The organism is Streptomyces sp. NPDC086519, assembly GCF_040686075.1.
In the GTDB taxonomy this organism is placed as follows: domain Bacteria; phylum Actinomycetota; class Actinomycetes; order Streptomycetales; family Streptomycetaceae; genus Streptomyces; species Streptomyces shenzhenensis.
Window position 1 is genome coordinate 12,736 of the sequence record NZ_JBFBJL010000015.1, and the last position, 24,044, is coordinate 36,779.

General features: G+C 73.8%; 21 protein-coding genes. 8 read left to right on the plus strand and 13 right to left on the minus strand.

What is annotated here, in order from left to right:
* Window positions 1-75: 75 nt before the first annotated feature.
* From AB0P24_RS16280 to AB0P24_RS16290, 3 genes are all read right to left on the minus strand, one after another.
* Window positions 76-405: a nucleotide pyrophosphohydrolase gene (locus tag AB0P24_RS16280; RefSeq protein ID WP_365794358.1), complete on the minus strand. Its 330-nt coding sequence runs from the start codon at window positions 403-405 to the stop codon at window positions 76-78.
* A complete protein-coding gene (locus AB0P24_RS16285; protein WP_365794360.1) occupies window positions 402-1,691 on the minus strand; it encodes an ATP-binding protein in 1,290 nt (429 codons plus the stop codon). The genes AB0P24_RS16280 and AB0P24_RS16285 overlap by 4 nt, the downstream gene beginning before the upstream one ends.
* Before the next feature lie 322 nt (window positions 1,692-2,013).
* The gene (locus AB0P24_RS16290) at window positions 2,014-2,403 is read right to left on the minus strand and encodes a cell division protein SepF (protein WP_181807701.1); all 390 of its coding nucleotides are present in this window, start codon (window positions 2,401-2,403) and stop codon (window positions 2,014-2,016) included.
* 292 nt (window positions 2,404-2,695) lie between these two features.
* Here AB0P24_RS16290 and AB0P24_RS16295 point away from each other — a divergent pair, with 292 nt between their 5' ends.
* A complete protein-coding gene (locus AB0P24_RS16295) occupies window positions 2,696-4,393 on the plus strand; it encodes a hypothetical protein (RefSeq protein ID WP_365794362.1) in 1,698 nt (565 codons plus the stop codon).
* Between the two features lie 20 nt (window positions 4,394-4,413).
* Here AB0P24_RS16295 and AB0P24_RS16300 read toward each other — a convergent pair whose 3' ends face one another.
* Window positions 4,414-4,929, minus strand: coding sequence for a YceI family protein (locus tag AB0P24_RS16300; RefSeq protein WP_365794364.1), 516 nt, complete (start codon window positions 4,927-4,929; stop codon window positions 4,414-4,416).
* A gap of 100 nt (window positions 4,930-5,029) precedes the next feature.
* Between AB0P24_RS16300 and AB0P24_RS16305 the strand changes: the two genes are divergently transcribed.
* From AB0P24_RS16305 to meaB, 4 genes are all read left to right on the plus strand, one after another.
* A complete protein-coding gene (locus AB0P24_RS16305; RefSeq protein WP_365794366.1) occupies window positions 5,030-5,527 on the plus strand; it encodes a MarR family transcriptional regulator in 498 nt (165 codons plus the stop codon).
* A gap of 113 nt (window positions 5,528-5,640) precedes the next feature.
* A complete protein-coding gene (locus AB0P24_RS16310) occupies window positions 5,641-7,446 on the plus strand; it encodes a methylmalonyl-CoA mutase family protein (RefSeq protein ID WP_365794368.1) in 1,806 nt (601 codons plus the stop codon).
* The gene (scpA, locus tag AB0P24_RS16315; protein WP_365794370.1) at window positions 7,446-9,605 is read left to right on the plus strand and encodes a methylmalonyl-CoA mutase; all 2,160 of its coding nucleotides are present in this window, start codon (window positions 7,446-7,448) and stop codon (window positions 9,603-9,605) included. Before AB0P24_RS16310 ends, scpA begins: the two co-directional genes overlap by 1 nt.
* The gene (gene meaB / locus AB0P24_RS16320) at window positions 9,602-10,600 is read left to right on the plus strand and encodes a methylmalonyl Co-A mutase-associated GTPase MeaB (protein ID WP_365794372.1); all 999 of its coding nucleotides are present in this window, start codon (window positions 9,602-9,604) and stop codon (window positions 10,598-10,600) included. The genes scpA and meaB overlap by 4 nt, the downstream gene beginning before the upstream one ends.
* Window positions 10,601-10,830: 230 nt before the next feature.
* Here the strand turns inward: meaB and AB0P24_RS16325 are convergent, their stop codons facing one another.
* The 5 genes from AB0P24_RS16325 to AB0P24_RS16345 form a co-directional block, all read right to left on the minus strand.
* Window positions 10,831-11,589, minus strand: coding sequence for a hypothetical protein (locus AB0P24_RS16325; RefSeq protein ID WP_365794374.1), 759 nt, complete (start codon window positions 11,587-11,589; stop codon window positions 10,831-10,833).
* A gap of 84 nt (window positions 11,590-11,673) precedes the next feature.
* The gene (locus AB0P24_RS16330) at window positions 11,674-12,399 is read right to left on the minus strand and encodes an alpha/beta hydrolase (protein ID WP_365794615.1); all 726 of its coding nucleotides are present in this window, start codon (window positions 12,397-12,399) and stop codon (window positions 11,674-11,676) included.
* 352 nt (window positions 12,400-12,751) lie between these two features.
* Window positions 12,752-13,723, minus strand: a complete 972-nt coding sequence (locus AB0P24_RS16335; RefSeq protein ID WP_365794375.1) for an alpha/beta hydrolase — start codon at window positions 13,721-13,723, stop codon at window positions 12,752-12,754.
* A gap of 646 nt (window positions 13,724-14,369) precedes the next feature.
* On the minus strand, window positions 14,370-16,112 hold the full coding sequence (locus AB0P24_RS16340; protein WP_365794377.1) for a pyruvate dehydrogenase: 1,743 nt from the start codon (window positions 16,110-16,112) through the stop codon (window positions 14,370-14,372).
* Window positions 16,113-16,228: 116 nt separating this feature from the next.
* Window positions 16,229-16,573, minus strand: a complete 345-nt coding sequence (locus AB0P24_RS16345) for a GNAT family N-acetyltransferase (RefSeq protein WP_365794379.1) — start codon at window positions 16,571-16,573, stop codon at window positions 16,229-16,231.
* Between the two features lie 164 nt (window positions 16,574-16,737).
* Between AB0P24_RS16345 and AB0P24_RS16350 the strand changes: the two genes are divergently transcribed.
* The 3 genes from AB0P24_RS16350 (at window position 16,738) to AB0P24_RS16360 (ending at window position 19,870) form a co-directional block, all read left to right on the plus strand.
* Window positions 16,738-17,973, plus strand: coding sequence for an MFS transporter (locus tag AB0P24_RS16350; RefSeq protein WP_365794380.1), 1,236 nt, complete (start codon window positions 16,738-16,740; stop codon window positions 17,971-17,973).
* Window positions 17,974-18,322: 349 nt separating this feature from the next.
* Window positions 18,323-18,922, plus strand: coding sequence for a DNA starvation/stationary phase protection protein (locus AB0P24_RS16355; protein WP_365794382.1), 600 nt, complete (start codon window positions 18,323-18,325; stop codon window positions 18,920-18,922).
* A gap of 78 nt (window positions 18,923-19,000) precedes the next feature.
* A complete protein-coding gene (locus AB0P24_RS16360; protein ID WP_365794384.1) occupies window positions 19,001-19,870 on the plus strand; it encodes a LysR family transcriptional regulator in 870 nt (289 codons plus the stop codon).
* Window positions 19,871-19,978: 108 nt separating this feature from the next.
* On the opposite strand, the gene AB0P24_RS16365 is transcribed toward AB0P24_RS16360, so the two are convergent.
* From AB0P24_RS16365 to AB0P24_RS16380, 4 genes are all read right to left on the minus strand, one after another.
* On the minus strand, window positions 19,979-20,443 hold the full coding sequence (locus AB0P24_RS16365) for a DUF5709 domain-containing protein (protein WP_365794386.1): 465 nt from the start codon (window positions 20,441-20,443) through the stop codon (window positions 19,979-19,981).
* A 561-nt stretch (window positions 20,444-21,004) separates the two neighbouring features.
* Window positions 21,005-21,964: a helix-turn-helix domain-containing protein gene (locus AB0P24_RS16370; protein ID WP_365794387.1), complete on the minus strand. Its 960-nt coding sequence runs from the start codon at window positions 21,962-21,964 to the stop codon at window positions 21,005-21,007.
* Window positions 21,958-22,986, minus strand: a complete 1,029-nt coding sequence (locus AB0P24_RS16375; protein WP_365794389.1) for a helix-turn-helix domain-containing protein — start codon at window positions 22,984-22,986, stop codon at window positions 21,958-21,960. Before AB0P24_RS16375 ends, AB0P24_RS16370 begins: the two co-directional genes overlap by 7 nt.
* A gap of 75 nt (window positions 22,987-23,061) precedes the next feature.
* The gene (locus AB0P24_RS16380) at window positions 23,062-24,030 is read right to left on the minus strand and encodes an alpha/beta hydrolase (RefSeq protein WP_365794391.1); all 969 of its coding nucleotides are present in this window, start codon (window positions 24,028-24,030) and stop codon (window positions 23,062-23,064) included.
* Window positions 24,031-24,044 lie beyond the last annotated feature (14 nt).

Sequence of the window (24,044 nt, forward strand, 5' to 3'; positions counted from 1 at the left end):
GATTCGGGCGGCATTTTGGCTACACAGCGTTAATCCGGAGGGCCGCGCTCCCCGCCCGGGTCCGCCCCCGGGCCGTCAGGCGGGCGGAAAGCGCTTCTCGTTGCGGTCGATCTTGGCGTCCAGCGCGGCCAGCGGATCGATGCCCAGGACGTCACAGAGCTGGAGGAGATAGGCGAGGACGTCGGCGACCTCGTCCGTGACCCGGTGCGCGGTGCCGGGGTCGGCCATCACCCGGGACGACTCCTCCGGGGTCAACCACTGGAAGATCTCCACCAGTTCGGAGGCCTCCACACTCAGGGCGGCCACCAGGTTCTTGGGGGTGTGGTACTGCCGCCAGTCGCGGGCGGCGGCGAACTCGGCCAGCCGGCGCTGGAGTTTTACCACGTCGAGGGGTTCGTCGGTCACGCGTCCAGGTGTACCACCGTGACCGCCTCCGCTCCGCCCGCCCACGAGGCGTCGCTCACCGCGCCGACGAGGCGGATGTGGCCGCGCTCGCCCATCTGGACGGCCGTGCGCAGGAGTTCGGCGCGCTGGCGCGGGTCGAGGCAGCGGTCGAAGCCGTCGGCGAGGACGGTGAGACCGCGCATGGCGTCGGGAACCTCGCCGGGCGCGTCGACCGCGAGGACACCGGGGCCGGTGAAGAGGACCAGGGCGAGGGCGAGGTAGCGCAGTTCGCCGTCGCCGAGCCGCTCCAGCTCGGTGCGGTGGCCGTCGCCGCGGTCCAGCAGCGCCCGCACCGTGCCGTCGCCGAGCGGCTCGGCGAGCAGGTCCGTCACGGGGCCGGCGCAGCCGGTGCGCACCGCGTCGACGAGCCGGGCGTGCCGGCGGCCGCACTCGGAGCGGGTGCGCCACACGACGTCGGCGAGGTTGTCGCAGCCGCGCAGCAGCCGTCCGGAGCCGGTGAGAACGGGGGTGCGCATCCCCTCGGGCCGCGGGTCGCAGGGGAAGACCGACCGCAGGGCGACGACCATCTGCTCGGCGGCGGCGAGGACCTGCCGCTGGCCGTCCGTCTTCCCGGCGACGCGCAGCGGCAGCAGGGCGGTGCCGAGGCGGTCGTCGGGAAGCGGGGCCCGGGTCACCGGCGCGGAGCCCGCGGTATGCCAGGCGGCCTGTACGGAGGGCCGGCTCGGGTCGCGCAGCGCGGTCTCCAGGAGCACCAGCCCGCCCGCGGTCAACCGCTCGCCGACGACGCGCAGTTCGGGTTCGGCCTGCACGGCGACGTCGAGCCGCACCGGGCCCTCGGCGCCGTCCGCCGTACACCCGATACGGAAGCCCCGCCGCCGTTGCGCGTCGGGCCGGGCCCGCTCCGGCACCAGCGCGCCCGGGTCCGGGAACACCTCCGCGAGCGCGGCCCCGCCCCCGAGCCGCGCGAGCGCCTCGTAGGCCGCGAGCGCCGCGCTCTTCCCGCTCCCGCTGGGCCCGGCGAACAGCGTGACCCGCCCGACGGGGAAGTTCGCGCCACGGTGCCGGGCGAACGCGGAGAGCCGCAGCTCGGTGACGCGGGGACGGGGGTCCCGACGGTGCGCGGGGGCGGGGGCCGGTGCGTCGGCCGGCGGTCCTGCCCGGCTGCCCGAGCGGGCGGGCGGAACGGTCTCCGGCGGCCGGGCCGGCGTGCCGGAGCCTGACGGGCGGGGCCGTCCGGGTGGCGGGCCGCCGGTTCCCGGCGGCGCGCTCGCCGTCCCCGACGGCATCCCGTCCTCGGGCGACGGCGACGGGACCGGCGCATCGCCCGAAGCGGAACGGGCGGAAGGGGAAGGGCGGGACGGGGACGAGGCGAAGGGCACGGCCATATGCGGACCGTAGGCCTCCGGCCGCCCGGCGAACCGTTCCGCCGTGGGGACCTTCCTACGATCGGGGGACGGACTCTCGACCGCCCGCGATCGGCGCCAAGGCCGCGACGCGGCCGCAGACGCCCGCCTCTGCGCCACAGAGCCCGCCCCGGACCGCCGAAACGCCCGCTCGCCGCCGGTCGCCGGGCCGGCGAAGGCACCCGCCCGCGGGTCGACCGGGCCCTCAGCCCCCTGACACCCCCGCCCCCTCCATCAGCCCGCTGACCTCCGTGCCCGGCGGGGTGAGCAGGAAGACGTTGCGGTCGACTCGGTGCATTCCGCTGGCCAGGCCGAAGACCACGCCCGTACTGAAGTCGAGGACGCGCTTGGCGACCTCCGTCTCGGCGCCGGTCAGGTCGAGCAGGACCGGTATCCCGGCCATCAGCGTCTCGGCGACGTCACGGGCGTCGGCGAAGACATTGACCCGCAGGACGACGAAACGGCGGCGCGTCTCGGTCTCCGCGTCCGGCAGCGCACGGTGGCCCACCGCCGACGGCCACGCGTCGCGGCCCCGCAGCGGTACGACCTGGGCGAGCCCCTCCCACTGTTCATCGGTGACGTCGTAACGGCTCACCGGCTCCCCCCGACCTGACTCGCACTCGTTGCCTGCACCGGCCAATTCTTACGCCAAGTCACCCGTTCGGCCCAACAGCGACACGATGCGCGAACGTTTCCGGACGCCCGCACGCGAAAGAAGTAATCTTGTCGACATTCAGTCGATTGACGCGCATTAGGGGCTTCTTACCACCCTCACACCGGACTCTTCTCCTTCCGTGACGCCTCGCTCACCGTCCGCGAATACCGTCCGATCCGTGCACTTGGCAGAAACACAACAGGTGACACCCGGCCGGCGGACACAGTCGGCGGTGTCCGCCGCTCCCGGCGATGCCGGAGCCCCCCTCCCCTGGCACCGCGTCCTGACCCTCCTCGCCGACATCGGCCTGTTCATCGGGACCCGGTCGGTGTGGACCCAGGCGGCGACGCACCACCTGGTCCTGGCGGCCCTGATCTCCCTCTGCTACGTCTCGATCCTGGTGACCGGCGTACTGACGCTGACGGTCCGCAGCACCCGCTCGCTGGCCCGCCTCGACCTGGTGGTCCTGGTCACGGCGGTGACGCTCGCGCTGTGCGCCTGGGCCCTGAACCACAGCGGCGGCGACGAGGGCGCCCTCACCACCCAGGCCGCCACGGAACTGGTCGCCGGCCACCCCGTCTACGGCCAGGCCTGGCCGTGGCTGTTCCACAACACGGGCATCGCCGTCACGCCGACCATAGGCGGCGGGTACGACTACACCTACGGCTATCCCCCGCTGGCCCCGCTGCTGACCACCCCGCTGCTGTGGCTCGGCCACCACGGCGCCCCGGCGACGGCGGCGTGCACCGGCGCCCTGATCGCCGGCACGGTCGCGCTGTGGCGGATGCTCCCGGTGCCGTGGCGGTCGGCGGCGACGCTGGCCTGCCTGGGCTTCGGCTTCCTGCCGACGTACGCCCGGGTCGGCTACCCGGCGGTCATCGCCCTGGCGCTGCTGATCCCGGTGGTGGTGCGCTGGCCGCGGATCGGGCAGGGCGGCCGGCTGGGCGCGGCCGGGATCGCGCGGGCGGCGTGCCTGGGGGCCGCGTGCGCGGCGCAGCAGCTGCCGTGGTTCGTCACGCCGTTCCTGCTGGCCGGGATCTACGCGGTGCGGCGCGGGGAACTCGGCGGCCGGGCCGCCGCCCTGGTGGTCCTGCGGGTGGCCGGCGTGGCCGTCACGGTCTGGCTGCTGATCAACACCTACTTCATCGTGTCCGAGGGGGGCCGCTGGCTCCGCGGGATCGCGCTGCCGCTGATCCAGGGCGCCGTGGTGCACGGTCAGGGCCTGGTGGACATCACCCTCTACTACACGAACGGCAGCGACCGGATCGACTGGTACTCGCACGCGAGCATGCTCCTGGCGGCGGCCCTGCTGGCCCTGTTCGTGCTGTTCGTACGCCGCCTCGGGCCGGCCGCGACCGTGCTGCCGTGGCTCGCCTTCTTCCTTGCGACCCGTTCCCAGGACGGCTACTACCTGCTGATGACCCCGCTGTGGCTGGCGGCGGCCGTCACCGTTCCGCTGTCGGAGTTCGAGCGGGCCTGGCAGCCGCGCCCGGCCCCGCTGACCGGCCCCCGCCGCCGTCCCGCCCTGATCGCGACGGTCGTCCTGCTGCTCACCCCGGCGCTGGTGAGCGCGGGGCTCGCGGTGTCCGGCAAGCCGCCGCTGCGGATGGAGATCACCGCTGTGCGGCGCGCCAGGCATCAGGCCATGGTGGTCCGGGAGATGACGCTGAAGGTGGTCAACACGGGGAGCGTGCCGCTCACTCCGCACTACACGCTGACCACCGGCCAGGGCATGAGCATGTACTGGCTGCGGGTGCGGGGTCCGGCGACGATTCCCGGGCACGGCACGGCGAGTGTCGAGCTCAAACCGGCCAACGGCCGGTTCGGCATCCCCGCCAAGCCGAGCACCCGGATCCGGCTGCGCGCCTTCACGGCGGATCCGCAGACGCTGTCCAGCCAGGACGTCGAACTCCGCCGGACGGTCCGCTAGGCCGCCGGACGGTCCGTCCGTCAGGCCGCCGCGCGGGTGAAGCGCAGGGTGGCGGTCACGGTGGTCGGGCCGCCCATCATGCCCATCTGGTTGAACGTGATGCCGAACTCCTCGCGCACCACCGTGAACTCCGCCTCCAGCGTCAGCCCGTCGGCGTCCGCCGAGACCAGCTTCGCGGTGACCTGCTGCGGCCTGCTGACGCCCCGGACGGTCAGCTGGCCGTCGACCTGCACGGCGTCCCCCGCGCCCCGCTCGGCACCGCGCACCGCGAAGGTGATCTCCGGGTGGTTGGCGGCGTCGAAGAAGTCGGCCGAACGCAGGTGCTCGTCGCGCTTCTTGTTCTTCGTGTCCAGCGAGGCCGCGTCGAGCACCAGGGTGCCGGTGGCGGTGCCGTCGGCGGACACCTCGCCCCGGCCGGTGACCCCCGCGAAGGTGCCCTTGACGGCGACCAGGCCCCAGAAGGTCTTGTGCCGGACGGCGACGGCGGAAGCGGTCGGGTCGAGCTGCCAGAGGCCGGTTTCCACGGTGACGGTCATGGCCGTGCTCCGATCCATTGATGGTCCAAATTTGGATGACTGCGGTACGGCTGCACGCTAGCCCACTATCCAAATTTGGACAACAGGTAGACTCGATGCCATGGCCGCCGCCCAGGAACAACCCGCCGAGCTGCCCGAATGCCCCTCCCTGAAGGGCGCCGGGCTGCTCCCGGCCGAGCTGCGCGCCTGGATGCTGCTGCTGGCCGCGACCGGTGCGGTGGAGCAGCGGCTGCGGTCGGTCGTGAAGGAGACGCTGGCCGTCTCGCACGACGAGTTCCTGATCCTGTGCCTGCTGGCCGAACAGCCGCGCGAAGGCCTGCGCATGACCCGGATCGCCGAGCTGCTGGGCCGCCCCAAGACCCGCCTCACCTACCAGATCGCCTGCCTCCAGCACGCCGGCCTGGTCACCCGCAGGGCCGCCTGCGGCGACAAGCGGGGCATCGAGGTCGCCCTCACCGACAAGGCCCGCCGGCAGATCCAGGACGCCTCCGACACCCTCGCCGGGACCGTCGCGCAGGCGGTCGGCCACGTCATCGGACCGGAGCAGCGCGAGGCGCTGTGCGCGCTCGTCCCCAAGCTCGCCGACGACACGCCCTGACCGTACGAATCCGGCCACTCCACCACCGGGAGGCGCAGGTCACAGCCACGGAGAGGGCAAGGTCACAGCCCTGCCAACGGTGCGGTTCAAGCGGTCTGCCCTAGCATCCGAGCATGACGGTCCTGCCTGACGACGGGCTCTCACTGGCCGCCGAGTTCCCTGACGCGACGCACGAGCAGTGGCAACGCCTGGTAGAGGGTGTGCTGCGCAAGTCGGGCAAGGAAGTCTCGGGCGAGGCCGCCGAGGACGCTCTGTCCACGACGCTGGAGGACGGGCTGCGCACCCGTCCCCTGTACACCGCGCGCGACACCGCGCCCGACCCCGGCCTGCCCGGCTTCGCGCCGTATGTGCGCGGCGGCCGTCCGGAGGGCGGCGTCACCGGCGGCTGGGACGTACGGCAGCGGCACGCGGCGGCTCCCGACGGCGCGGTCCTGACCGACCTGGAGAACGGCGTCACCTCGCTCTGGCTGCTCGTGGGCCGGGGCGGCATCCCGGTGCCCGGCCTCGCCCGCGCCCTCGACGGCGTCTACCTCGACCTGGCCCCGGTGGTCCTGGACGCGGGCCGGGACACCGAGGCGGCGGCGGCCGAACTGTTCCGGCTGTACGACGAGAAGGGCGTCGACCCCAAGGCCGTACGCGGCAACCTGGGCGCCGACCCGCTCGGGTACCAGGCGCGCACGGGTGAGTCCCTGGACTTCGCCGCCTTCGCCGCGCTCACCCGGCGCGTGGCCGACGAGTTCCCGGGGCTGCGCGCGCTGACCGTGGACGCGCTGCCGTACCACGAGGCCGGCGGCTCGGCCGCACAGGAGCTGGGTGCCTCGCTGGCCACCGGAGTGGCCTACCTGCGCGAGCTCACCGAGGCCGGCCTCGGTGTCGAACAGGCCCTCGGGCAGCTGGAGTTCAGGTACGCCGCGACTGCCGACCAGTTCCTGACCATCGCCAAGCTGCGCGCGGCCCGACGGCTGTGGGCGCGGGTCGCCGAGGTCAGCGGGGCGGCCGACGCGGGCGCCCAGGTGCAGCACGCCGTCACCTCGCCGGTGATGATGAGCCGCCGCGACCCGTGGGTGAACATGCTCCGCACGACGGTCGCGACGCTGGCCGCCGGGGTGGGCGGCGCGGACTCCGTCACGGTGCTGCCGTTCGACCACGCGATCGGTCTGCCGGACGCCTTCGCCCGCCGGATCGCCCGCAACACCTCGACGATCCTGGTCGAGGAGTCGCACCTGGCCCGGGTGATCGACCCGGCCGGCGGTTCCTGGTACGTGGAGAAACTGACCGACGAACTCGCCCACGCGGGCTGGGAGTTCTTCCGGACCATCGAGCGGGACGGCGGCCAGGCGGCCGTACTCCGCTCCGGCCGGCTGCGCACCGACCTCGCGACCACCTGGGCCGAGCGCTCCAAGAAGCTCGCCAAGCGCCGCGAACCCATCACCGGGGTCAGCGAGTTCCCGCTGCTCGCCGAGAAGCCGGTGGAGCGCGAGCCCGCGCCCGAGCCGCCGTCGGGGGGCCTGCCCCGGGTGCGGCGGGACGAGGCGTACGAGGAGCTGCGCGCCCGCTCGGACGCCCACCTCGCGGCGACGGGCAGCCGCCCCCGGATCTACCTGGCGACGCTCGGCCCGGCCGCCGCCCACACCGCGCGCGCCGCCTTCGCCGCCAACCTCTTCCAGGCCGGCGGCATCGAACCCGTCACCGGGGGCGGTTTCGAGGAGAGCGGCGCCACCGAGGCGGTGCTCTGCTCCAGCGACGCGCTCTACGCCGAACAGGCCGAGCAGGCCGCCGAGTCGCTCAAGGCGGCCGGTGCCCGGCACGTGGCCCTCGCGGGCCGGGGCGGGTTCGCCGGTGTCGACTCGTACGTCTTCGCAGGCTGCGACGCCGTGGCCGTGCTGTCCGAGACCCTCGACCGCATGGGAGTGTCCTGATGGGAATCCCCGACTTCTCCGGCATCGAACTGGGGACCCCCCGCACCGAGGGCAGTGCCGATCAGTGGCGGGCGGCCGGCGGTGACCTGCCGCTGTGGGAGACCCCGGAGGGCATCGGGGTCAAGCCGCTCTACACCGGCCGTGACCTGGAGGGCCTCGACTTCCTCGGGACCTACCCGGGCATCGCGCCGTACCTGCGCGGCCCGTACCCGACGATGTACGTCAACCAGCCCTGGACCATCCGCCAGTACGCGGGCTTCTCCACCGCCGAGGAGTCCAACGCGTTCTACCGGCGCAACCTGGCGGCCGGCCAGAAGGGCCTGTCGGTCGCCTTCGACCTGCCCACGCACCGGGGTTACGACAGCGACCACCCGCGGGTGACCGGTGACGTCGGCATGGCGGGCGTGGCCATCGACTCGATCCTCGACATGCGCCAGCTGTTCGACGGCATCCCGCTGGACAGGATGACGGTGTCGATGACGATGAACGGCGCGGTGCTCCCCGTCCTCGCCCTCTACATCGTGGCGGCGGAGGAACAGGGCGTACCGCCCGAGAAGCTGGCCGGGACCATCCAGAACGACATCCTCAAGGAGTTCATGGTCCGCAACACCTACATCTATCCGCCGAAGCCGTCGATGCGGATCATCTCCGACATCTTCGCGTACACCTCGCAGCGGATGCCCCGCTACAACTCGATCTCCATCTCCGGCTACCACATCCAGGAGGCGGGCGCGACAGCCGACCTGGAGCTGGCGTACACGCTCGCGGACGGCGTCGAGTACATCCGGGCGGGCCGGGAGGTGGGCCTGGACGTGGACGCGTTCGCGCCCCGGCTCTCCTTCTTCTGGGCGATCGGCATGAACTTCTTCATGGAGATCGCCAAGTTGCGGGCGGCCAGGCTCCTGTGGGCCAAGCTGGTCTCCCAGTTCGAGCCGAAGAACACCAAGTCCCTCTCCCTGCGCACCCATTCGCAGACCTCGGGCTGGTCGCTGACTGCGCAGGACGTCTTCAACAACGTCACCCGCACCTGCGTCGAGGCGATGGCGGCGACCCAGGGCCACACCCAGTCGCTGCACACCAACGCCCTCGACGAGGCCCTCGCCCTGCCCACCGACTTCTCGGCGCGCATCGCCCGCAACACCCAGCTGCTCATCCAGCAGGAGTCCGGCACGACCAGGGTCATCGACCCGTGGGGCGGCAGCGCCTACGTGGAACGCCTGACGTACGACCTCGCCCGCAAGGCCTGGGCGCACATCCAGGAGGTCGAGCAGGCGGGCGGCATGGCACAGGCCATCGACGCCGGCATCCCGAAGCTGCGCGTGGAGGAGGCGGCGGCCCGCACCCAGGCCCGGATCGACTCCGGACGGCAGCCGGTGATCGGCGTCAACAAGTACCGGGTGGACAGCGACGAGGCGATCGAGGTCCTCAAGGTCGACAACTCCTCGGTGCGCGCCCAGCAGATCGAGAAGCTGCGGCGGCTGCGGGCCGAGCGCGACGAGACGGCGTGCCGGGACGCGCTCGACGCGCTGACCCGGGCGGCGGACGGCGACGGCAACCTGCTGGAGCTGGCGGTGCACGCGGCCCGCGCCAAGGCGACCGTCGGCGAGATCTCCGACGCCCTGGAGAAGGTGTACGGCCGGCACGCCGGCCAGATCCGTACGATCTCCGGTGTGTACCGCAACGAAGCAGGCGAGTCCCCGGACGTGGACCGCACCCGGGCCCTGGTCGACGCCTTCGACGAGGCCGAGGGGCGCCGCCCGCGCATCCTGGTCGCCAAGATGGGCCAGGACGGCCACGACCGCGGTCAGAAGGTGATCGCCACCGCCTTCGCCGACCTCGGCTTCGACGTCGACGTCGGCCCGCTGTTCCAGACCCCCGAGGAGGTCGCCCGCCAGGCGGTGGAGGCGGACGTCCACGTGGTCGGCGTGTCCTCGCTGGCGGCCGGCCACCTCACCCTCGTACCGGCGCTGCGCGAGCAGCTCGCCGAGGAGGGCCGGGCGGACATCATGATCGTGGTCGGCGGGGTCATCCCGCCGCAGGACGTGCCGACCCTCCTGGAGATGGGCGCCACGGCCGTGTTCCCGCCCGGGACGGTGATCCCCGACGCGGCCTACGACCTGGTGAAGCGGCTGTCGGCGGAACTCGGGCACGACCTGTGATCGATGTCGACGCCTATGTGAAGGGTGTGCTCGACGGGAGGCGCGCGGTCATCGCCCGCGCCATCACCCTCGTCGAGTCCACCCGGCCACAGCACCGGGAACTGGCACAGGAGTTGCTCACCGAGCTGCTCCCGCACAGCGGCCGGGCGCGGCGGATCGGCATCAGCGGCGTGCCGGGCGTGGGCAAGTCGACGTTCATCGACGCGTTCGGCACCCTGCTGACGGGGCTGGGGCACCGGGTGGCGGTCCTGGCCGTGGACCCGTCGTCCACCCGCACCGGCGGCTCCATCCTCGGCGACAAGACGCGCATGGAGCGGCTGGCGGTCGACCCGAACGCCTTCGTCCGCCCCTCCCCCAGCGCGGGCACGCTCGGCGGGGTCGCCAAGGCGACCCGCGAGTCGATGGTGGTCATGGAGGCGGCCGGCTACGACGTGGTCCTGGTCGAGACGGTCGGTGTCGGCCAGTCCGAGACCGCGGTCGCCGACATGGTCGACTCCTTCCTGCTGCTCAGCCTGGCCCGCACCGGCGACCAGCTCCAGGGCATCAAGAAGGGCGTCCTGGAACTCGCCGACGTGATCGCCGTCAACAAGGCGGACGGCCCGCACGAACGCGACGCCCGGTCCGCGGCACGGGAGTTGGCGGGCGCCCTGCGCCTGATGCACGGCAAGGACGCGTTCTGGACTCCCCCGGTGCTCAGTTGCAGCGCGCGGGAGTCGACGGGGCTGGATGTCGTCTGGGAACGCCTTGAGCAGCACCGGGCGCTGCTGGACTCCACCGGGCGGCTCACCGGCAAGCGCCGGGAGCAGCAGGTGGGATGGACCTGGTCGATGGTCCGGGACGAACTGCTCGGCCGGCTGTCCGCCCACCCGGCGGTGCGCGCGGCCGCCCCCGGCCTCGAACAGCAGGTCAGGGACGGCACGTTGACGGCGACGCTGGCTGCCGAGCGCATCCTGAAGGCGTTCGGCGAGCCGGCCGGGGACCCTCAGGCCGGCTGATCCTGGAGCACCTCGCGGGCCCGGGCCACCCGGGAGCGGACCGCGCCGACGGGGCAGTCGCCGGCCTCGGCGGCCTCCGCGTGGGAGGTGGGCGGCGAACATGCCGGTGGAGGCGGTGCCGCCGGTGCCGAAGCCCAGGTGTTCGACAGGGTCGGTATGGGCGGGTGCCTGGTTCCCCTCTGAGGGCGGCACCCTGCCAGGGCCGGTGAGCGTACCCGCCCCGGCCCCGCTCACCCCCTCGCCCACGGTCCCTCCGGCACCGCCGTCCCTACCCTCTCCCCCGTCACGTCCACCAGGATCGTCCGGTCGTCGTCCAGGTCCTCCCTGACCCGGCGCAGCCGCCCCGCCCCGTCGATCCAGTACCGCAGCGGCGCGTCACCGGCGGACGAGACGACGTCGTAGCGCCGGCCGTCGATCCGGTCCGTCCCCAGATGACGCCGGCCCGACCGGGCGATCCGCCGCGCGTCGTCCGGGCGGTCGGCGGCCAGGGACAGCGTCAGCCGCAGCGCCGTGTCCAGCGAAGCGGGCCCGTACCGGCGGCGGATCCACGCCGTCGGCCTCAGCCGCGCGGCATCCCGTACCGCCTCCGCCGTGGACGCCGGTCTCGCCAGCGGGCCCGCGCTGCCGTCGGCCCTGGGGCGGGCCACCGCCAGCCCGGCACCGTCCCACGCCAGCAGCCCCCGCTCCGCCGCGTCCCCCGTGTCGAACCAGCCCACCCCCCGGCGCCGGCGCTCGTCGACCACCGCGCGGATCACGGCCGTGCCGCCGGGCAGCGGCGCCCGTACCGTCACCTCGGCCGGGCTGTCCTGGTACGCGCGGAGCGGGGTGAGGGCCAGGCGCCGGGCCTCGTCGGCCGAGAGGGGACGGGGTCCGCCGCCGCCGGCCGGGAGGAAAGGCAGTGCCGCGCACACTGCGGTGACGGCGGCGAGGGCCGCCCAGGTCCAGGGGGATCGCAGCCGTGCTCGTCCGCGCGCCGGTGTCATCCGCATGGCACGTACCTACACGCGGACGGGCCGCGCCCGGTCGACACCGGTGCGCGGCCCGCTCGGCATCACCCTTGCGGGGTGCGCCGTTTACTCCGTACCGAGGCTCCGGACGGCCTCGCGGATCAGGTCCGCGACCTTCTTCGGGTGCGCGAGCATGACGAGGTGGGACGAGTCGACCTCGACCGTGGTCATGCCGGCGCGCTCGTAGCCGTACCGCTCGACGTCGGGATTGATGGTGTGGTCCGAGGACGACACCAGGCCCCAGGACGGCTTGGTCTTCCAGGCCGCGACGGGGGCCGCCTCGGCGAAGGCCGCGCCGGCCAGCGGCCGCTGGGAGACGGCGAGCACCCGGGCGAGGTCGGGGTCCACGTCGGCGGCGAAGATCGCGGGGAACCTGTCGATCTCGACGGTCACGTCGGTGCCGGGCTCGTCCGAGCCCTCGACCGGGAACGGCGTGTACACCAGGGCCGAGGCCAGCTCGGAGTCGGGGAACCGGCCCTGCAGCTCACCGAGGCTCTCGCCCTCCTCCAGGGCGTAGCCGGCCAGGTAGACCAGGGCCCGCACGTTGTCCTCGGCGCCCGCGACGGTGATGACGGCACCGCCGTAGGAGTGCCCCACCAGGACGACCGGGCCGGGGACGGCGCGGACGACCGAGGCGATGTAGGCGGCGTCGCCGGTGAGGCTGCGGTTGGGCACGGCCGGGGCGAGCACCTTCAGGCCGTCGGCCAGCAGTTCCGGGATGACCCGGGCGAAGCTGGAGGCGTCGGCGAAGGCCCCGTGCACGAGGACGACGGTGGGTGTGGAGTCGGTCATGAGAGTTCCTTGTCGGCTGTCCGGGTGGGGCAGGGCTGACGGCGTCGGCCATTGCGGGTCGACGCCGATGTCCGTGTCGATGTCGTAGGCGGCTTCCGCGTGGTTCGGGGCGGGGTGCGCGATGTCGGCGCCCAGGTCGAAGGCCGCCGCGCCGACGGCCTCCGCCAGCTCGGCTTCCTCGCGCTCGGCCCGGCTCCGGCGGTGGTGCTCGGTGAGCTGTTCCTTGAGGTGCCTCAGAAGCGGGTGGCCGTCGTGGGCGGACGGCTCCGCGGGTTCCGGCGGTCCGGACGACGACTGCGACGGCTCGGGCGACGGCTCGGACGGCTCGTTCGTGGTCACGTCGGCTCCCGGGTCAGCCGGTGTACAGGGCCGCGTGCAGCGTGTGCACGGCCAGGGAGATCGCGGCCTCCGCGGCGCGGGTCCCGCGCAGGGCGTCGAGCATCACGAAGTCGTGGATGATGCCCTGGAAGCGGACCGCGGTGACGGCTACGCCGGCCTCACGGAGCTTGTTGGCGTACGCCTCGCCCTCGTCGCGCAGGACGTCGGCCTCGCCGGTGATGACCAGGGCCGGGGGCAGGTCCTTGAGCTGCTCGGTGGTGGCGCGCAGCGGGGACGCGGTGATCTGGGCACGCTCGGCCTCGTCGGTCGTGTACTGGTCCCAGAACCAGGACATGCCGTCGCGGCGCAGGAAGTAGCCCTCGGCGAACTGGTGGTAGGAGCCGGTGTCGAAGCTCGCGTCGGTCACCGGGTAGAACAGGACCTGCTGGAGCAGTGGGAGGCCGCCGCGCTGCTTGGCCATCAGGGTGAGGGCGGCGGTCATGTTGCCGCCGACCGAGTCACCGGCCACCGCGATCCGGGCGGGGTCCAGGTCCTTGGTGGCGCCCTGCTCCACGACCCACTGGGCGACGGTCCAGTTCTGCTCGACGGCGACCGGGTAGCGGACCTCGGGCGAGAGGTCGTACTCCGGGAAGACGACGGCGGCGTTCGCGCCGACGGCGAGTTCGCGGACCAGGCGGTCGTGGGTGTGGGCGTTGCCGAAGACCCAGCCGGCGCCGTGGATGTAGACGATCACCGGCAGGGTGCCGGTGGCGCCGGCGGGCTTGACGATCCGGGCCCGGACGGTGCCGGTGGGGCCGCCGGAGACCGTGATCCACTCCTCGTCCACGGCCGGCTTGGCGATCTCGCCGGACTGCACCTCGTCGACGGCCTTGCGGCCCTGAGCGGGGTCGAGGTCGAAGAGGTAGGGCGGGTTGGCGGTGGCCTCGACGAAGGCCTGGGCGGCGGGTTCGAGCACCGGCGTGACAGGCGAGAAGGCTTCGGACATGCGAGTCTCCTGGGATTGCCTACGGCGACAGCGGTCGCTCCGGCGCCGCCGCGGCTCACCGTAGGAGCCCCGGGCGCCGGGCAGTTGCCCCCGAGAGCACACCCGTCCACCCCGCAGCGCACGCGCGGACCGGGTGCGCTGCGGGGCGGATGCGAGTGCGCGCACGGGACACACCGCGGCCGGGAGCAGCCCCAGCGTGACGGTGCGGCGGTCGTGCTTCCCCTCCGATTCGACGGCCACCTCGTACGCCGGCACCGCGATTCCGTCCCGGAAGGGGTCCTGCAAGCGTGTCCGCCATGCCGGTGGGCGGTCTGTGGTACCCCAGGCCTCCCACGACGCAGCCGAGTTCGTCGTGCGCACCGCGAAGACCCACACCGCGGCCCCGGACCGCCCGCGGGCCGGGGCGATCGCCGTCCGGGACGGTGTGCGCACCGTCGTGGGCGACGGCAGGGACGGCCCCGCACGCCGGTCCGGCCACGTGGCCGGCCCCGCCGGCGGGTTCCTCACCCGCGCGGTGCCGCACCGCGCGTCCACCGCGGCGGAGGGGGCCCGCGCGCCGCTCACCCCGGGGCACCGCGCCCGAGGTGGCGCACGTCTTCGACACGACGGCGGGACCGGTGCTACGGCCCTGAGCCTCAGGGCGGGCTCAAGGGCGGGGGATGTTGCGGAGGTTGGCCCGCGCGAGGTGGACCATGCGGCCGACCCCGCCGCTCAGGACCGTGCGGCTCGCGGAGAGCGCGAAGCCGCTGACCTGCTCGGCGGTGATCTTCGGCGGGACGGCCAGGGCGGCGGGGTCGGTGACGACGTCGACCAGCGCGGGCCCGTCATGGGCGAACGCCTCGCGCAGCGCGCCGCGCACGTCGGCGGGCCGCTCCACCCGGATGCCCCGTGCTCCGGCCGCGGTGGCGATGGCCGCGTAGTCGGTGTGCGGGTAGGAGGTGGCGTGCGGGGGCAGGCCGTCGACCATCATCTCCAGGTCGACCATGCCGAGCGAGGAGTTGTTGAAGACGACGACCTTCACCGGCAGGCCGTACTGGACGAGGGTGAGGAAGTCGCCCATCAGCATGGAGAAGCCGCCGTCGCCGGAGAGCGAGACGACCTGGCGGCCGCGGTCCAGGAACTGGGCGCCGATCGCCTGGGGCAGTGCGTTGGCCATCGAACCGTGCACGAACGAGCCGAGGATGCGGCGGCGGCCGTTCGGCGTGAGGTAACGCGCCGCCCACACACAGCACATGCCGGTGTCCACGGTGAACACGGCGTCGGCGGCGGCCTCTTCGTCGAGCACCGCGGCCACGAACTCGGGGTGGATCGGGGTCTGCTTCTCGACATCGCGGGTGTAGGCGTTCACGGCGCCTTCAAGGGCGCGGGCGTGCCGCTCCAGCATGCGGTCGAGGAACCGGCGCGACCGCTTCTCCCGCACGGCGGGGGTCAGGCACCGCAGGGTCTCGCCCACGTCACCCCAGACGGCCAGGTCCAGCTGGGTGCGGCGGCCGAGCCGCTCGGGCTGGACGTCGACCTGGACCGTGCGCACGTGGCGGGGCAGGAAGTCGGTGTACGGGAAGTCCGTGCCGAGGAGCAGCAGCAGGTCCGCCTCGTGCATCGCCTCGTGGGCGGCGCCGTAGCCGAGCAGTCCGCTCATCCCGACGTCGTACGGGTTGTCGTACTGGATGTGCTCCTTGCCGCGCAGCGCGTGCCCGACGGGGGCCTTGACCTTCTCGGCGAAGGCCATCACCTCGGCGTGGGCGCCGGCGACGCCCCGGCCGCAGAACACCATCACGCGTTCGGCGGAGTCCACGAGCTCGGTGAGGCGGGCGACTTCGCGGTCGCCCGGGCGGATGGCGGGCAGGTCCAGGGGCAGGGCGGGTCCGGGGGCCGTGACCGGGGTGTGCTCGCCGGCGGTGTCGCCGGAGAGGGCCACGACCGAGACTCCGCGGCGGCCGACAGCGTGCTGGATGGCGGTCTGGACGACACGGGGCATCTGGTGCGGGGAGGAGATCAGCTCCGAGTAGTGGCTGCACTCGGCGAACAGCCGGTCGGGGTGGGTCTCCTGGAAGTAGCCGGTACCGATCTGGCCGCTCGGTATCTGGGCGGCGAGGGCCAGCACGGGCGCCATCGAGCGATGGGCGTCGTACAGACCGTTGATCAGATGCAGGTTGCCGGGGCCGCAGGAGCCGGCGCAGGCGGCGAGGCGGCCGGTGAGCTGGGCCTCCGCGCCGGCCGCGAACGCCGCGACCTCCTCGTGGCGGACCTGGACCCACTCCACCGCCTCATGCCGTCTGACCGCGTCGACGACCGGGTTCAGGCTGTCCCCGACCACCCCGTAGACGCGGCGCACACCCGCGCGCGCGACGAGGTCGACGTACTGTTCCGCGATGGTCTGCTTGGCCATGGCACTCCTCGGACTCCGGCGGCGCGGCGGGGGCCGCCCCGCCGGCGGTCACGGTAAACGCCCGGGACGAGCCGGAGTTGACCATCAGCGCATCGGATCGCTTCCGTCAGCGCATGTCACGCCCGGTCGAGTTCGCCGCGCAGCCACCGCAGGACGTCGGGGCTCACCGGATCGGCCAGACCGGCGAACTCCCGGTGCCTGTGCAGGAACTCGGCCACGTACCGGCACACGGGTACGACCCGCTTCCCGCCGGTGCGGACATCGGTGAGCGCCGCCTCGACCAGCCGGCCGGCCAGGCCCTGTCCGGCGAAGGCGTCGTCGACCTCGGTGTGGTAGAAGACGCGCTGGTCACCGTGGTCGCGGTAGGCGGTGAGGCCGACGCGTTCGCCGTCGACCAGGATCTCGTAGCGGTGGTGGGCGTGGTTGTGCACGACGACCGGGGCGGTCTCGGGGTGGCTCATCGGGTTCCTTTCGGCGGGGCGTGGCGACGGCCGTCTCCCGTCGAGGCGGCCATCTCTCGTCGAGATGACTGACATCCCGGATCATCGCCGGGAAGAGGGAAGCATCGGGGGTGGTCAGGCGCTGGTGGAGGGTGAGAGAAACGCCTCCTGTGAAGAAGGTCCCCGTGTCCCAGTCGTCGTCGTCCGAAGTCCACTCCCCGCGCGGGGAGGCAGCCGCCGAGGCAGCCCACGGGGTGCCGGGCTGGCTGATCGCACTGTTCGCCGTCGCCTCCGGCATGACGGTCGCGAACCTGTACTACGCCCAGCCCCTGCTGTCCGAGCTGCGCGGTGTCTTCCACATCAGCGAGGCCACCGCGGGCGCGCTGATCACGCTCACCCAGGTCGGCTATGTGATCGGCATGATCTTCCTGGTGCCGCTCGGCGACCGGCTGGAGAAGCGGAGCCTGGTCACCGCGCTGCTGACGGTCACCACGCTCGCCCTGGTGGCGGCCGGTCTCGCGACCGGCTTCCCGATGCTGCTGGTCGCCTCGCTGGTCAGCGGTGCCACCTCGGTGGTGGCCCAGATACTCGTCCCGTTCGCCGCGAGCCTGGCGCCCGACCATGCCCGGGGCCGGGTGGTGGGCCGGGTGATGAGCGGTCTGCTCACCGGCATCCTGCTGTCCCGCACGCTCAGCAGCCTGGTCTCCAGTGTCGCCGGCTGGCGGGTCGTCTACCTCGGCTCGGCCGTCCTGATGGCCCTGCTGGGCGTGGCCCTGCGGCTGGCCCTGCCGCGGCACGCGCCGACCACCTCCGTGCCGTACCACCACGTGCTGCGCTCCACGGCGGCGCTGGTGCGCACGCACCCCGCGCTGGTGCGCCGCGGCCTCTACCAGGCGGCGATGTTCGGTGCCTTCAGCGCCTTCTGGACCACCGTCTCCTACGTCCTGACCGGACCGCACTTCCACTACTCCGCGGTCGGCATCGGGGTGTTCGCGCTGGTCGGCGCGGCCGGTGCGGCCGTCGCCCCGTTCGCCGGGCGCTGGGCCGACCATGGGCTGACCCGCCGGATGACCGGTGTGGCGTTCGGCGTCGCCGCGCTGGCCTTCGCGACGGCCGGCTTCGGCCGGCACAGCGTCATCCTGATCGGGCTCGCGGCCGTCGCCCTCGACATGGCCGTGCAGACCACTCTGATCCTCGGCCAGCACACCGTCTACCAACTCGACCCCCTCGCCCGGGCCCGCCTCAACAGCGCCTTCATCGCGATCTTCTTCATCGGCGGCGCCCTCGGCTCGCAGCTCGGCTCGATCGCCTTCCGGGCCGGCGGCTGGAGCGCGGTCAGCCTCTTCGGGGCCGCCCTGCCGGTGCTGGGGCTGCTGTACTGGCTGACCGAGCGCCGGACCGGCGCGAAGCGCTCGGCGTAGGGCGGCGCGGGCGACGCGGGCGGCTTCCATCGCGCGGCGCGAAGGCCGGGGTGCGGGCGCCCGTCGCGCCCCGCGTCGGCGAGGCGCCCGCCAGGTGCTCCCCGCCCGGCCCGAGGCCGACGACGACCACGTCCGCCCGCTGGTTCACACGTCCCTCGTTTCGTACGGCTGCCGGCCACCGACGGTAGGGCGGTACGGCGGGCGGCCCCTGTCCGTGCGTGCACGGCGGCCGGTCCCGGAGCGCACCGGGTGCGCTCCGGGGCACCACCACGGGCGCTGGGGGACAACGCCCGCCCCGCCCATGCGCCTAGCGTCAGCACCGCACATCTCATCCACCAGGAGGCGCACCATGACCACCAGCTCCGAGCCCGGCAAGACCTCGGGGAACGCCCTGGGGCACAGCCAGCCGTGGCTGCACCAGAAGGGCGAGGTCATCCAGGAGTTCGGGACCGTCAAGCAGTTCCCGCTGGGCCTCTCGCACGACGCCCGCATGTACTCGTGCCAGCGCCTGAACCGGGTCCTGGCGGACACCCAGATCCTGTACGGCCTCTACAAGAAGCACCACTGGCTGCTGCGCGGCGCGACCTTCTACCAGCTGCACCTGCTGCTGGACAAGCACGCGGACGACCAGCTGACCCTCGTCGACACGATCGCCGAGCGGGTCCAGACCCTGGGCGGCGTCGCGGTGGGCGACCCCCGGCACGTCGCCGAGATCACCTCGATCCCGCGCCCGCCGGACGGTGTCGAGGAGGTCCCGGCGATGCTCTCGCGGCTCCTCGCGGCCCACGAGACCATCCTGGTGGACGCCCATGACGCGGCCGCCCGCACCGCCGAGCTCGGCGACGACGGCACCAACGACCTGCTGGTCTCCCAGGTGATCCGCACCGGGGAGCTGCAGGCCTGGTTCCTCGCGGAGCATCTCGTCGACACTCCCCTGGTCCGCTCCTGAGGGCGGACGGCGCCTGCCTAGGATGCAGCGGAGATCGCCGCCCGGCCGAGGCGGGCGCTGCGTCACCGGGAGCGGATGATGGACCTGCGGCAGATGGAAGTCGTCGTCGCCGTGGCGGACGCGGGCGGGTTCACGGCGGCGGCGCGGCGGCTGCACGTGGTCCAGTCCGCCGTCTCCGGCACGGTCCGCGCCCTCGAACGCGAGCTGGGCACGGCGCTGTTCACCCGGACCACGCACCGGGTCCGGCTCACCCCCGCCGGTGAGGCGTTCGTCCCGGCGGCCCGGCAGGCCCTGCGCGCCGCCGCGCTGGCCCGCGAGGCGGTCGACGCGGCGAAGGGGGAGCTGCGCGGCCGGGTGACGGTCGGCACGATGCAGGGGGTCTGGGCCGACCTGCACCTCGCGCTGGCCGCGCTGCGGGCGGAACACCCGTGCGTGGTCGTGCAGTTGCGGCAGGCGGCGGTCACCGACCTGCGGCAGGCGCTGCGCGAGGGCACGGTGGACCTGGCGGTGGTGGCGCTGGACCGGCAGCAGCAGCGCGGGCTGGTGACCAGGCTGCTGTCCCGGGAGGAGATGGTCCTGGTGGCCTCGCCCCGCCGGAGTCTCACCACGAGCGGCCCCGAAGGCACCGTCGACCTGGCGGACATCGCCGAACTGCCGCAGGTGGAGTTCACCCCCGGCTGGGCCATCCGGGACGCGGCCGACCGCTCGTTCCGGGCGGCCGGCGTCGAACGCGCCACGGCCTTCGAGGTCAACGACATCGTGGCCGCGTCCGAACTGGTCCGGGGCGACCTCGGGGTCTGCATCATGCCGCCGACCATCGCCGGCCGTTTCCCGGACCTGACGACCTACCGGATCGCCCGGCACGCACCGACCTGGAAGGTGATGGTGGTACGGCCGCCGGGCGAGCCCTCGGCGGCCGTCGCCGCGCTGTTGCGCCACATCACCTGAGACGAACCTTGGTCCGGCCCCGGCGTGCCCCGGCACATCGCGGTGCGCCACGAGGCAGGTCGCCGGGCCGGTCCGGAAGCCGTCCGGAAGCCGCCGGGGTCCGGTTCGTCAGAAGTCGCCGGACTCGGGGATCACGTGCATCGCGGCCTCCTCCGCCGACGCCCCGGCGCCGTCCAGGCCGCGGTCGGAGGCGAACAGGTCGGAGTCGGTGACCTCGTGCGCGCCCTCGTCCAGGGCGAGGAGCCGTCCGGCGCGGCCGTCGCCGACCTCGTCGTCCAGGAGTTCGCCGTCCGTGTCCCAGACGTCGCCGAGGCCGTCGCCCTCGGGGACGCCGAGGTCCGGCACCTCCTCGGCGAGACGCTCGTCCAGGGTCTCCCCGCGCCGTCCCTCCGCCGCGGTCACGCCGGTGTGCTCCACCGCCCAGGGCCGCTCCGGCGGCGAGTAGCCCTCGTCCAGAGCCTCCTCACCGGCCCGGTAGTCCAGGGTGTCCGAGGCGTCCAGCAGGCCCGCGTCGTCCTGCACCTCGGAACCGTCCGGCTGGTAGACCTCGTCACCCATCGCCTCATCGGTCATGTGCGCTCCATCGTCACTCTGTTCATCGGTTCGATCCGGCCGCCAAGCGGAAAGGGTAGAGGCCGTGGTCGCGGCCGCGTGGCGCGACCACGAAAACACCGGCGTCCACGCGCGGGCGAGCGCCGACCGCCCAGTGCGGGCGAGCGCCGACCGCCCATGTACGGACGCAGGCCGTGGTGGGGCCCCGAGGCCGCGGCGACGGCGGTGGCGGTGGCGGTCCGCCGTGGTGCGGCCACGCGACCCCCGGGCGCCGGAACAGCACGCGCGTGCCGCCTCCGCCCTGCGCCGGGTGACCGTCAGGTCCTCGACCGCGGAGCCGGAGTTCGTGCCCTGTTCCGCTCGCCCCTCCTCGCCCGCCCCTGTTGTCCGCCCGCCCCTCCTCTTCGCTCACCCCTCGTCGCTCGCCTCTTTCCGCACAAGCCCGGTGATCCGGACGGTAGGCGGGGGAAGCGGGGGCGATCGTTCCCTGCGTGCCACGGGTGCCGCCCGGCAGCGAACAAGCGGGCAGGCACGCGCGCGTGCAGGCAGGCAGGCAGGCAGGCAGGCAGGCAGGCGAGGGTGTCAGCCGCACCGGCCGGACTCGCCCGCCGCCCGCCGCCACTGTGCCGGGGACATGCCGTACGCCTCGCGGAAGGCCCGGCTGAAGTGGGAAGGGCTGGTGAACCCCCAGCGGGCGGCCACCGCGGCGATCGACCGGTGGGCGGCGCCGGGCGCCGCCAGCTCCTCGTGGGCCGCCTCCAGCCGGCGGGCGCGGATCCAGGCGCCCACGGTGGTGCCCTGGCGCTGGAAGAGCCGGTGCAGGTAGCGCAGCGAGATGGCGTGCTGGTCGGCGATGTCCCGCGGGGCGAGTCCGGGCTCGCCGAGCCGGGCCCGGACGGACGCGGTGATCCGTTCCCACAGGGCCGACTCGGGCTGCCCGCCGGTCCGTTCCAGGGCCAGCGTGGCGAGGATGTCCACGACGGTCCGGGCGAGCTGTTCACGTCGGCTCGGCTCGGGCCGGGACACCTCCTCGGTGAGCCCGTCGAGCAGGGGCAGCAGCAGGCCGGCCGCTCCCCCGTCGGCGCCGTCCACCACGGTGGCGGTGAGGGCGCGCAGCTGCCGTTCCTCCAGGCGCAGCAGGGCGCGGGGCACCATGAAGACCCGGGCCCGCTGCCGCTCGGGCAGCACGATCCGGAACGGCCGCCGGGCGTCGTGGAAGGCCAGTCGGCCGGGGTGGAGTTCGGCGGTGCGGCCGTCCTGGAGGAGCAGGGCGGTGCCGGTCAGCTGGCGGCGGACCAGGATGTGGCCGCGGGGATCGGCGGCGGCCGTGCGGGCGCCGCGCAGGATCGTGCCGGGGCCGAAGTCCTCGGTGGCGATCTGGAGGGCGCCGAGCCGTTCGGCGGCCAGTTCGCCGGTCCAGGAGCGGTCGTGCTCCACGGTGACCTCGACGTCCACGAAGGTCCGCGAGAGGGCGCGCTGCCAGGCGGCGAGGCGGTCGCCGGGTGCCAGGTCCCGGGTGGCGCAGGACACCGCGGTCAGCATGGCGGGCCGTCCGCCCTGACCCGGTCCAGCCAGTCCGTCGGGGACAGCCCGTAGGAGCTGCGGAAGGCCTTGCCGAATCCGGCCGCGCTGGTGAACCCCCAGCGCCGGGCGACCTGGCCCAGGCTGACCGAGCCCGTCGGCCGCGCGGTGAGCTCCCGGCGGCACTCGCCGAGGCGCAGGTCGCGGATCCACTGGCAGACGGTGGTGTCCTCGGCTTCGAACAGCCGGTGCAGATAGCGCACCGAGATGCCGTGCGCGCGGGCGATGACGGACGGGGTCAGCCCGGGGTCGGACAGGTGCCAGCGGATGTACGTCCTGACGCGCAGCAGCAGCACGTCGTCGGCGCCCGGCAGGTCGGCCGGGTCCGCGCCCAGCTGGTCCGCCGCCGTGGCCGCCACCAGGTCGACGACGCTCTCGGCCAGCCGCTCGGCCGTCGGTGTGGTGTACGACGCGGAGGTGTCCGCCAGCCGTTCCAGCAGCGGCCCGAGCAGCGCGGGGAGCCCGCCGCCCGGGTGGACCGCGCGGCCGGTGAGCTGCCGTACGTCGGCCTCCGAGAGCCCCAGCAGCGGGCGCGGTATGGCGAAGATCTTCAGCTGGAAGCGGTCCGGGAAGATGGTGCGGAAGGGGCGCCGGGTCTCGAAGAAACCGATGTCGCCGGGGAGAAACTCGGTGGCGCGGCCGTCCTGTTCGGCCCGGGCGCGGCCGGTGCTCTGGACGGTCACGAAGATCTCCCGTCCGTCGCCGCGGGCGATGAACCGCGGCGACCGGTGGACGCGGCCGGGGTCGGCCTCCACCGTGGTGATCCGCAGGTCTCCGAGGCGGTCGGTGCGCAGGGTGGCGTCGTAGGTACGGCCCTCGGTGGCGATGTCCATCCCCACCAGGGTGTCGAGAACGGCGTCGTGCCAGTACTCCAGGCTCTCGTCGGGCGGAACCGAGCACGTGGTCAGCACCCTGGTCCGCTCGCTCGCCGCGCCGGCCGGACGCCGGCTCATCTCCTCGTAGGAGCCGATCGCGGTTGGCATGCTCGCAGTCTCACCGGGCGACGGGTGCCCACGCATCAGTCGGCCGACTGGTCCTCGGTGCTGTTCCCGTGCCCGTCACACCAGTCGGGCGCGCAGGAAGGCGCAGCCCGTCAGCAGCGCGGCCCGGGTGGGCGCGCTGTCGGCGAGGGCGTGCAGCGCCACGAAGTCGTGGATGGTCCCGAGGAACCGCGCGGACAGCACCTCGACGCCGGCCTCGGACAGCCGCCGCGCGTACTGCTCGCCCTCGTCGCGGGCCACGTCGGCCTCGGCGGTGACGACCAGGGCCGGCGGCAGTCCCGCCAGCTCCGCCGGGCGCGCCCGCAACGGTGCCGCGGTGGGCTCGCCGCGGCGGGCCGGGTCGGCGACGTACCGCTCCCAGTAGGCGCGCAGCGCCCGGCGGGTGAGCAGGTAGCCGGTGGCGAACTGGTGTTGCGAGGGGCTGTCGCAGCGGGCGTCGGTGAGCGGGTAGTAGAGGAGCTGTGCGCGGATCCGCGGTCCGTGCCGCGCTTTGGCCAGCATGGTCACCGCGGCCGCCAGCGTGGCACCGGCGCAGTCGCCGCCTACCGCCAGCCTGCCGGGGTCCAGCGCGAGCGCGTCGGCCCGGGAGACCACCCAGTCCAGCAGGGCGTAGCACTCCTCCAGCGCCACCGGGTAGCGGGCCTCGGGTGCGCGGCTGTACTCGGGGACGACGGCGCACACGCCGGCGCCGGTGACGAGTTCGCTGATGAGCCGGGCGTGGGTCTGCGCGTCGCCGAGCGCCCACCGGCCGCCGTGCAGGTACAGCAGGGCCGGGAGCGGCCCCGTCGCACCGGCCGGGCGTACGGTCCAGAAGCCGAGCAGCCGCGCGGGGCCGACCGGTGCCACCTGGAAGACCGCGTCCACGTCGAAGTCCTCGAACCGGTCGGCCTGGGTCTCCCGCAGCGCCTGCCGTGCCGCGTCCGGGCCGAGGTCGTCGAGGGCGGGCGGCACGGCGGCGGCGCTGACCAGGCGCTGCACCACCGGATCGAGGACGACGGCACCCGGACCCGGTGCTCCGGGAGTCATGGGCGTCCCTCCGA